The organism is Streptomyces sp. NPDC054956 (genome assembly GCF_053609185.1).
Window position 1 is genome coordinate 1 of sequence record NZ_JBSGXB010000300.1, and the last position, 9141, is coordinate 9141.

At 72.1% G+C, this 9141-nt stretch carries 8 protein-coding genes; 4 read left to right on the forward strand and 4 right to left on the reverse strand.

The annotated features are described in order from the left end of the window. Positions 1 to 437 precede the first annotated feature (437 nt). Positions 438 to 890 carry a VOC family protein gene (locus ACWGDE_RS31890; RefSeq protein WP_453392516.1) on the forward strand — a complete coding sequence of 151 codons (453 nt, stop codon included), beginning with the start codon at positions 438 to 440 and terminating at the stop codon, positions 888 to 890. A 1-nt stretch (position 891) separates the two neighbouring features. On the opposite strand, the gene ACWGDE_RS31895 is transcribed toward ACWGDE_RS31890, so the two are convergent. Together ACWGDE_RS31895 and ACWGDE_RS31900 are read right to left on the reverse strand one after the other, a co-directional pair. Continuing rightward, a complete protein-coding gene (locus ACWGDE_RS31895) occupies positions 892 to 1569 on the reverse strand; it encodes an HAD-IA family hydrolase (RefSeq protein WP_453392517.1) in 678 nt (225 codons plus the stop codon). Positions 1570 to 1702: 133 nt separating this feature from the next. Further along, positions 1703 to 2584: a peptidoglycan-binding protein gene (locus ACWGDE_RS31900; RefSeq protein ID WP_453392518.1), complete on the reverse strand. Its 882-nt coding sequence runs from the start codon at positions 2582 to 2584 to the stop codon at positions 1703 to 1705. 161 nt (positions 2585 to 2745) lie between these two features. Between ACWGDE_RS31900 and ACWGDE_RS31905 the strand changes: the two genes are divergently transcribed. Continuing rightward, the gene (locus ACWGDE_RS31905; RefSeq protein ID WP_453392519.1) at positions 2746 to 4800 is read left to right on the forward strand and encodes a DHA2 family efflux MFS transporter permease subunit; all 2055 of its coding nucleotides are present in this window, start codon (positions 2746 to 2748) and stop codon (positions 4798 to 4800) included. A gap of 80 nt (positions 4801 to 4880) precedes the next feature. On the opposite strand, the gene ACWGDE_RS31910 is transcribed toward ACWGDE_RS31905, so the two are convergent. After that, positions 4881 to 5414 (reverse strand): GNAT family N-acetyltransferase, encoded by a 534-nt coding sequence (locus ACWGDE_RS31910; protein WP_453392522.1) that lies wholly within the window; start codon positions 5412 to 5414, stop codon positions 4881 to 4883. 251 nt (positions 5415 to 5665) lie between these two features. Here ACWGDE_RS31910 and ACWGDE_RS31915 point away from each other — a divergent pair, with 251 nt between their 5' ends. Beyond that, complete coding sequence (locus ACWGDE_RS31915; RefSeq protein WP_453392520.1) at positions 5666 to 6061, forward strand: nuclear transport factor 2 family protein; 396 nt, start codon at positions 5666 to 5668, stop codon at positions 6059 to 6061. A gap of 135 nt (positions 6062 to 6196) precedes the next feature. On the opposite strand, the gene ACWGDE_RS31920 is transcribed toward ACWGDE_RS31915, so the two are convergent. Beyond that, a complete protein-coding gene (locus ACWGDE_RS31920) occupies positions 6197 to 6550 on the reverse strand; it encodes an antibiotic biosynthesis monooxygenase family protein (protein WP_453392521.1) in 354 nt (117 codons plus the stop codon). Positions 6551 to 6771: 221 nt separating this feature from the next. On the opposite strand from ACWGDE_RS31920, the gene ACWGDE_RS31925 reads away from it, so the two are divergent. Then, positions 6772 to 8721 carry a bifunctional glycosyltransferase 87/phosphatase PAP2 family protein gene (locus tag ACWGDE_RS31925; RefSeq protein ID WP_453392523.1) on the forward strand — a complete coding sequence of 650 codons (1950 nt, stop codon included), beginning with the start codon at positions 6772 to 6774 and terminating at the stop codon, positions 8719 to 8721. Positions 8722 to 9141 lie beyond the last annotated feature (420 nt).

The following is a 9141-nucleotide window of genomic DNA, read 5'->3' on the forward strand; positions in this document are numbered from 1 at the left end:
GGGTGGGTGGCCGTCTGTGGGTGGGCGGGCGTGGGTGGGTGCCGTCTGTGGGTGGGCGGGCGTGGGTGGGTGGCCGTCTGTGGGTGGGCGGGCGTGGGTGGGTGGCCGTCTGTGGGTGGGCGGGCGTGGGTGGGTGCCGTCTGTGGGTGGGGCGGCTGGTGGGTGGGCGTGTAGGCGTTTGTGGGTGGGTGTCGTCGCCTCGTGGGTCGTGCTCCGCGTTGCCGTCTGGTGGCGCGCGTTCTGCGTTTTCGCGTCCCGTGGTTCTTGGTCGGCTGTGGTGGCCTTGGCTGTCCAGTGTGTGCGGTCAGCACCGTTGGCCGGCCCCGTGCATGGGCGGCTGTGCGAGTCGCGCCCCGTGGTGTGTCCGTGGCGCGTCGTCGTCGGCGGTGGCGGCGTCGGTTCGTGGGGGTGTCGGAGGGGGGTGGGAGGGTGCTGGGATGGAGATGACTGTGCAGGTGACCATGGACTGTGCCGAGCCGCGGGTGATGGTGGAGTTCTGGGCCCTGGCATTGGGGTACGTGTCGGAACCCGCGCCCGGGGGGCATGCCAGTTGGCGGGAGTACTGGGTCGACATGGGGGTGCCCGCCGAGGAACTGCCCGAGGGTGCCGGGGAGATGGCGGAGTCGATCGTGGATCCGGCCGGGCGGGGGCCGCGGGTGTGGTTCCAGCAGGTGCCGGAGCCGAAGGTGGGGAAGAACCGGGTGCACCTCGACCTGAAGGTCGGTGGCGGGCGCGACGTCGAGGTGGGGGTGCGGGTGCGGAGGGTCGACGAGAAGGTCGCGGTGCTCACCGGGGCGGGTGCGACCGTTCTGCGGGTCATGGACGAGTCCGAGGGTTTTTACGCCGTCGTGCTGCAGGATCCCGAGGGCAACGAGTTCTGCGTCGTGTGAGTCAGGCGCTCTGGAGCGTGAGGGTGATGGAGCCGTCGGGGGAGGCGGTGACGTCGACGGCCGTCAGGTCCAGGACGTGCGCGGTGGGGGCGTGGGCGGCGGCGCGGGGGCCGACGCCGATGACGCGCATGCCCGCGGCCTGGCCGGCGGCGATGCCGGCGGCGGAGTCCTCGAAGACGATGCAGTCGGCCGGGTCCACGCCGAGCGCGGCGGCGCCCATCAGGAAGCCCTCGGGGTGGGGCTTGCTGGCCTGGACGGACTCGGCGGTCACCTGGACCTCGGGCATCGGCAGGGCCGCGGCCGTCATCCGGGCCGTGGCCAGCGCCTTGTCCGCGGAAGTGACCAGGGCGTGCGGGAGGGCGCTGATCGACGCCATGAACTCCGGGGCGCCGCCGACCGGGACCACGCCGTCGGTGTCGGCGGTCTCGCGGGCGAGCATCACCGTGTTCTCGGCGTAGTTCTCCTCCATCGGGCGGTCCGGGAGGAGGATCGCCATCGTGGCGTAGCCCTGGCGGCCGTGGACCACCTTGAGGGCTTCCTCCGGGTCCAGGTCGTGGGCGACGGCCCAGTCGCGCCAGCAGCGTTCGACCACCGCGTCGGAGTTGACGATGGTGCCGTCCATGTCCAGGAGCAGTGCCTTGGCGGTCAGGACGGCGGGGGTGGTGGTGCTGGCCGGCATGGGGAGGGCTCCAGACGGGGCGGGAAAAGAGAACAAGTGGTTCCGTCCACCGGTCAGGGAATGAGGACGGAACCACTTTGTTCCTGAACCATACAAAACCGCGAGGCCTCCGCGCCACCGCCGGGGGTGTGTTCTATCCCTCCAACGCGCGGCGGGTCGCCGGACCGTAGACGCCCCAGGCGTCGTCCTCGATGCCGTTCTGCCACTGGAACGTCGAGACCGAGTTCTCCGTGCGGGTGCCGTACTTGCCGTCGAACTTGCCCGAGAAGAGGCCCCGCGCCGCGAGCAGCCGCTGGAGCTTCTCCACCTCGGGGCCGGAGTCCCCGTACCGCAGGGTGGGGGCCTGGGGTGCCGGGGGAGGGCTCGAGGGGCTGCTGGGGGTGGGGGACGGGGCGGTCGCGGGCGCCGATGAGCGGCTCGCGCTGGGCGAGGGCGTCGCGGACGGGGAGGCGGAGCGTGAGGGGCTCGCGGAGCGGGAGGCCGAGGGGCTCGGCGTGGCACTCGCGGAGGTCTGCGAGGGGGCCACCTCGGTCAGGCTGATGACCGGGGAGGAGGGTTTCGCGTCGAGGGTCGTGGTGGGCTCGTCGGAGCCCGCGAAGGCCGTCAGGGCCAGGGCGACTCCACCGAGGGCGACCACCGTGGACGCGGCGATCAGCAGGGGGCGTATTCGGCGGCGCGGCGGTTCCTCGTAGGCCGGTACGGGGCGCAGCTGCATCGTTTCGTCGGGCCAGGGGACCACGGGCGTGCCGTACGCCGGGGTGTGCGCCTCGGAGGCGGCGGGGAGCGGTGCGACCACGTGGCCGGGCATGGGCGCGGGGGCGTCGCCGGGCACGGGCTCGGGGCCGAGGTCGGGCGTGAGGCCCGGGTCCGGTACGAGGCCCTGGGCCGGCGCGTGGCCGGGGTTGGTCCCGGGGTGGGGTGGCGGGGCGGTCGCCTGGCCGGGGTCGGGCAGTGTGACGTACGGCCGGACGCGCAGGGGCTCGAACCCCGACGTGCATCCACAGCCGTCGCCCACGGCGCCGCATTCTGTACAGCGCTCAGCACTCACTTGTACCCCTCCCGTGGCCACTGCCTGCGATTATGCAGACCCGCGCAAGCCCTCCCAACCCGCCCGACAGGCCATAACGGGACACACCACTCAGGATGGAGTTGTCGATCAGGCCTGAGGAGGAGCCGATGGTTCAGGACGTGGCCACGGAGCCCGACCCGCGGAAATCCGGCCCGAGTGCCGAACACGCCTCTCGCGAGGTGATCGTCTCCATCGGCGCGCTGCTGCTGGGGCTGCTCATCGCCGCCCTCGACCAGACCATCGTGTCGACGGCGCTGCCGACGATCGTCAGCGATCTCGGCGGCATGGCACACCTCTCGTGGGTCGTCACCGCCTACATGCTCGCCTCGACGGCCGCCACGCCGCTGTGGGGCAAGCTCGGTGACCAGTACGGGCGCAAGAAGCTCTTCCAGTACGCCATCGTGCTCTTCCTGATCGGGTCCGCCCTGTGCGGGCTCGCGCAGAACATGCCCCAGCTCATCGGATTCCGCGCGCTGCAGGGCCTGGGCGGCGGCGGTCTGATGGTGCTGTCGATGGCGATCGTCGGAGACATCGTCCCGCCGCGCGAGCGCGGCAAGTACCAGGGCCTGTTCGGCGCGGTCTTCGGAGCGACCAGCGTGCTGGGTCCGCTGCTCGGCGGACTGTTCGTGGACCACCTGTCGTGGCGCTGGGTCTTCTACATCAACCTCCCCATCGGTCTCGTCGCGCTCCTCGTCATCGCCGCCAGCCTGCACATCCCGGTGCGCTCCGAGAAGCACACCATCGACTACCTCGGCACTTTCGTCATCGCCTCCGTCGCGACCTGTCTGGTGCTCGTGGCCTCCCTCGGCGGGACCTGGGGCTGGAGCTCCCCCGAGATCATCGGGCTGGCCGTGCTGGGCGCCGTACTGCTGGCCGCCTTCATCGTCATCGAGCGGCGGGCGGTGGAGCCCGTGCTCCCGCTCAAGCTGTTCCGGGTCCGCACCTTCACCCTCTGCTCGCTGATCAGCTTCGTCGTGGGCTTCGCGATGTTCGGCGCGATGGTCTACCTGCCGACGTTCCTCCAGGTCGTCCAGGGCGTCTCACCGACCATGTCGGGCGTCCACATGCTGCCGATGGTGCTCGGCATGCTGATCACCTCCACCGGGTCCGGTCAGATCGTCAGCCGCACCGGGCGCTGGAAGGTCTTCCCGATCGCCGGCACAGCACTGACCGCGGTCGGGCTGCTGCTCCTGCACCAGTTGGAGCGGACCAGCTCCACCTGGGAGATGAGCGCCTACTTCTTCGTCTTCGGCGCCGGCCTCGGACTGGTCATGCAGGTGCTCGTACTGGTGGTGCAGAACGCGGTCAGCTACTCCGACCTCGGCGTCGCCACCTCCGGTGCCACCTTCTTCCGCTCCATCGGCGCCTCCTTCGGCGTAGCCATCTTCGGCACGATCTTCACCAACCGGCTCGACGACAAGCTGGCGAGCGCGCTGGCCGGAGTCCCACTGCCGCCCGGGGTGGACGCCGCCCGCCTGGAGGCCGACCCGCGCGCCATCGGGGCCTTGCCCGCCGACCTGCGGCCGACGGTGCTGGACGCCTACTCCACCTCCATCACCGACGTCTTCCTCTACGCCGTGCCCGTGATGCTGCTGGCCTTCGTCGTGGCCTGGTTCCTCAAGGAGGACAAGCTGCGCGGCTCGGTGACGGCGCCCGACGTCAGCGAGACCCTCGCCTCCAACCCCGTCCACCGCTCCTCCCGTGACGAGGTCGCCCGCGCCCTGACGGCGCTCGGCACCCTCCAGGGCCGCAAGCACGTCTACGAGAAGATCACCGCGAAGGCCGGCTACGACCTGCTGCCCGCCTCCAGCTGGATGCTGCTGCGGATCAACAAGTACGGCTATGCCGAGCCCGCCGTGCTCGCCGAGCGGACCATCGTGCCGCTGAAGGCCGTCACGGACGCGGCCCGCCAGATCGAGGAGCGCGGGCTGGCCGTCCGCGACGGGCTGGCGCTGGTCCTGACGGACAAGGGCCGCGACAGCGCGCGCAAGCTCTCCGCGGCACGGGAGGAGTCGCTCGGCGAGCTCCTGGGCGACTGGTGGGGTCCGGACCGGCCGACCGACCTGTCCGAGCTGGTCGCGGAGATCAACGCGGAGCTCTGCGGATCCGACTCCGAGGAGCCCTACGAGACTCTGCCGCGCCGGGACCACTCCGCCAACTGACCCCCCTGGACCGTCCTTTTCGGATCGCGCCGGGCCCGCGGAGATCCGAAGGCGACCCGCGGAGATCCGACGGATACGCGCTAGACCAGCGGCTTCTCGAACCAGTGCTCCGCGTACTCGCCCGAGTTGTAGGCGGGTATCTCCGTGTACCCGTGACGCGCGTACAGGGCGCGGGCCTCCACCAGGTCCGAGCGGGTGTCCAGCCGTACGCGCTCGGCGCCCAGCTCGCGGCCGGCCTGCTCCAGGGCCCGGAGCAGGGCCGCCCCGCCGCCGGTGCCACGGGTGCGCGGGTCCACGTACACCCGGGTGAGCTCGGCGGTCGTGGGGTCGAGGAGGCGTATGCCGCCGCAGGCGAGGGGCTCGCCGTCGAGTCTGCCGACGACGAACCGGCCCGTCGGCTCCGTGAGCTCGTCGTCCGGGAAGTCCAGGAGGCCCTGGTCGATCTCGGCCTCGGTGACCGAACGCTTCCAGTACCGGCCGGCGACCTCCGCGTAGTACGCGCGGCGCAGCCGCGTGGCGTCCGCGGTGGTGAACGCCTCCGCGGTGACCTGCCAGGTGCCGCCCTTGCTCGCGGTGGTGCCCGAGAAGGTGTCCGTGGAGGTGCCTGTGGAGATGGCCGTGGAGGTGTCCGGGGCGAGGTTCGGAGCGGGGTTCGTGGTGGGGCCCGCCGCGGTGTCCGAGGCGGTGTCAGGAGTGGTGGCGGAGGTGGTCGCAGAGGTGGTGGCCGGGATGGTGGTGATCGTCCTGTCGCTGGTCATGGCGTCATTGTGGAGCGGGAGGCCGCCGCCCCGCGTTGGAATATCCACAGGCACGGGCCGATGATAGGAAAAAGGGCAAACCGTACGCATGAAGGGCGTGAACCGTCATGTCGGAGCATCCTGACTGTGCCCTGATCCGCCGCGGCTACGAGGCCTTCGGCAAGGGCGACATGGAGAAGCTGAGCACGATGATGACGGCTGACGTCATCCAGCACATGCCCGGAAGCGGCCCCCTCTCCGGACACCACAAGGGGCGGGAAGCCGTCTTCGACCTCTACCGCCGGCTGGGCGAAGAGACGAACGGAACGTTCCAGGTCCATCTGGACAAAGTGCTCGCGGACGGCCGCGGCCACGTCATGAGTTTCCACACAACGCGCGCCGACCGAGGCAACCGCGGGATCGAGATCCACGAGGGCATCTTCTTCACGATCGTCGGCGGGAAGATCAGCGACCTCGACGTCTGCACCGAGGACATCGACGAGACCGACGCCTTCTGGAGCTGAGCCGAGCCGCCGAGCTGAGCTGAGCCGAGCCGGGTGGGCGAGCGCCGCCGAGCGCGGTGAAGGCCCGGACAGGGCAAGGGGCCCGGAGCACACGCTCCGGGCCCCTCCCACGCTCACGCCACGCTCACGGCATGCTCACGCCTGCTTCGGCGCCGCCTGCTGCACGACCTCGAACGACCACACCGACGACCCGGTGGCGGCGGGCTTCGGCCGCTCTCCGCCGCCCGCGCCGCCCGCCGGAGCACCCGCACCGCCGCCGCCCTGGTGGGCCGCCTTCATGGGGCCCTCCATCCACGCCTGGAAGTCCTCCTCGGAGCGCCACCGCGTGTACACCAGGTACTGGTCGGTGCCCTCGACGGGACGCAGGAGCTCGAACCACTCGAACCCGTCCGAGCCCTCCACGGCACCCGCCCGAGAGGCGAACCGCTGCTCCAGAACCTCGCGCTGTTCGGCCGGGACGGTGAGTGCGTTGATCTTCACGATGCTCATGCCCGACATCCTAGGGATCGTGCGGGGGATATCGTCGTCCGGGTAAATGAAGCGCGCGGTATGAAACGCGGTATGAAACGCGGCAGCCAGGCGAAGTCAAGGTTGCGGTCAACAGGGCGGGAGGCCGGCGAGGCGTGGCTAACGCGGCGGAGCACAGTGGTGCGAACGGACATGCCGGGGTCATAGGCGGTAGCGGCGGCAGGCTCGGGGCGGCACGCCTCATGCTGTGGGCGCTGGCAGGGCTGCTCGCCGTCAGGCAGGCCGCGGTCGTGCTGCGGGTGCCACCGGGCGAATGGCTGAGTGATTTCCATCTCCCCGGCACCCCCGGCAGCCTGCCGGGCTCGCTCTACGACAACGGCCAGTTCACCGGCACCCCCTTCGCGGGGCTGGTCCTCAAGCCGCTGCTCGGCCTCGCCGCGCCCTCCCTGGAGGTGGCCTGGACCTGCGTGACCCTGCTGTTCGTCGCCGCCGTCGGGCTCGTCGCCGCGCGCGGCCTGCCCGACCCGGTGCCGCGGCGCACCGCGCTGCTGGCCGCGCCCGTGCTGGTGGCGCTGATGATGGTCTCGCTGCCCGTCCGCGAGGCCGCCTCGCCCGGGCAGACCGCCGTACTGCCGGTGCTGCTGGTGCTGCTGGCCGTGTTCCGGGTCCCGGGCGACCGGCCCTCCGGTTTCCTGATCGGCCTCGCCGCGGCGCTCCAGCCCGCCCTGCTGCTCTTCGCCCCGCTGCTGTGGCTGACCGGGCGCAGGCCCACCGCCCGCGCCGCCGCAGCGACCTTCGCCGGAGCCACCGCGCTGTCCTGGGCGGCCCTGCCGCGCGATTCGTGGACGTACTGGGTCCAGCACCTGGCCGGCACCGGCCTCGGCGGCGCCCCCGACGGCCTCGCCAACCAGTCCGTGCACGGCGCCCTGCTGCGCCTGGGCCTCTCCGGCCCCGGCGAGATCCTGCTCTACCTGGCCCTCGCGGCGGCCATCGCCTGGATCGGCCTGCGCCGCGCCGCCCGCTACGCCCGCGACGGGCAACTGCTGCTCGCCGTCGCCATCACCGGCTGCGTGGCCGTCGCCGTGTCCCCGGCCGGCTGGCGCCACCAGCTGCTGTGGGTACTGCTCGCCGTGGCCGGCAAGGTCGGCAAGCGGGCCGCGGACCGGCCGGTGTGGCCGGTGGCCGTGGTCCTGGCCATGACCCTGCCGAGCTCCGTGCTGCTGCCGAACCTGGCCGCGCTGGCGCCCGTACGGGACAACGTGCTGCTGCTCGCGGCCCTCGCGGCGGCCTGCGCGGTGCCGTTCCTGCCGCGCTCCTCGCCGTACTGGCGCGAGCCGGTCCCGACGGCCTACGGGCGGCCCGCGCCCGCGCGCTGGGCCCGGGTGCCGCTGCTGCCGTTCTGGCGCCGGGTCCTGTCGCGCCCCAACCTGCTGCTGGAACTGCTGCTGATACGGGTCGGGTACTCGCTCTACTCGCACATCCGGGCCGCCGCGCCCACCAGCCGCTCCCTCGCCGAGGGCAACGGCAGCCAGATCCACGCGATGGAGAGGGCGCTCGGCATCGACATCGAGCACGCCGTGAACCACGCGGTCGTGAACACGCCCTGGCTGGAGGCGTTCTTCAACTTCTACTACACCTCCTTCCACTTCGTGGTCCCGCTGACGATCCTGGCCGTCCTGTACTGGCGCCGGCCCGCCGACTACCGCTGGGCCCGCGCCTCCCTGGGCCTGGCCACGGTCCTCGCGCTCATAGGCTTCTGGCTGTACCCGCTGGCGCCGCCGCGCCTGATGCCGGGGCTGGGCTTCGTCGACACCGTCCACGGCGTGCAGGACCTGGCCAACCCCAGCTACGGGGCGATGACCGCGATCTCCAACCAGTACGCGGCGATGCCCTCGCTGCACTTCGGCTGGTCGCTGTGGTGCGGGGTCGTGATCGTCACGCTCGCGCCGAAGGGCTGGCAGAAGCTGCTGGGGGCGCTGCACCCGACGATCACGGTGTGCGCGATCGTCGCCACCGCCAACCACTGGGTGCTCGACGCGGTCGGCGGCGCGCTGGTCGTCGGGGCCGGGTTCGGCCTCGTGTACGTCCTCTCGGGCCCCCGCGGCGCCGCCCTCCCGGCGGGGGCCGCCGTGCCGAGGCCGCGCCAGCCGGAGCGGGTCGGAGCGGGCTCGGGGCAGCGGACGCGGGCCTGACCGGCGGGGATCGGCTTACGGGGCCTTGGCCGGGGTGGGGCGGTTGCGGCCCCGGCCGGCCTCGGTGGCCTACGGGGCCCTGGTCGGTCAGGAGCGGCCGGCGGGGCTCTCCTTACGGAGCTTCGGCGGGGCTTGGTTACGGGGCCCTGGCCGTCCCCTGACTGGCCTGCGGGGCCCTGGTCGTCCCTGGAGTGCTTACGGGGCCTTGGCCGGCCGGGAGTGGCGTGCGGGGCGTTGGCCGGCCCGGGGCCGTGTCTGCGGGTTGGGCCGGTCAGGGGCCGTGTACGCGGGCTGGGCCGGCCCGGGGTGCGACCGGCGTTTACGACGAAGGGGTGCCGGGGCGGTGTAGCAGCCCCCCCCCGCACCCCATCGCGCAGGATCGCCGCGGGCTGTCACGATACGGCACCCGTGACGCACCCC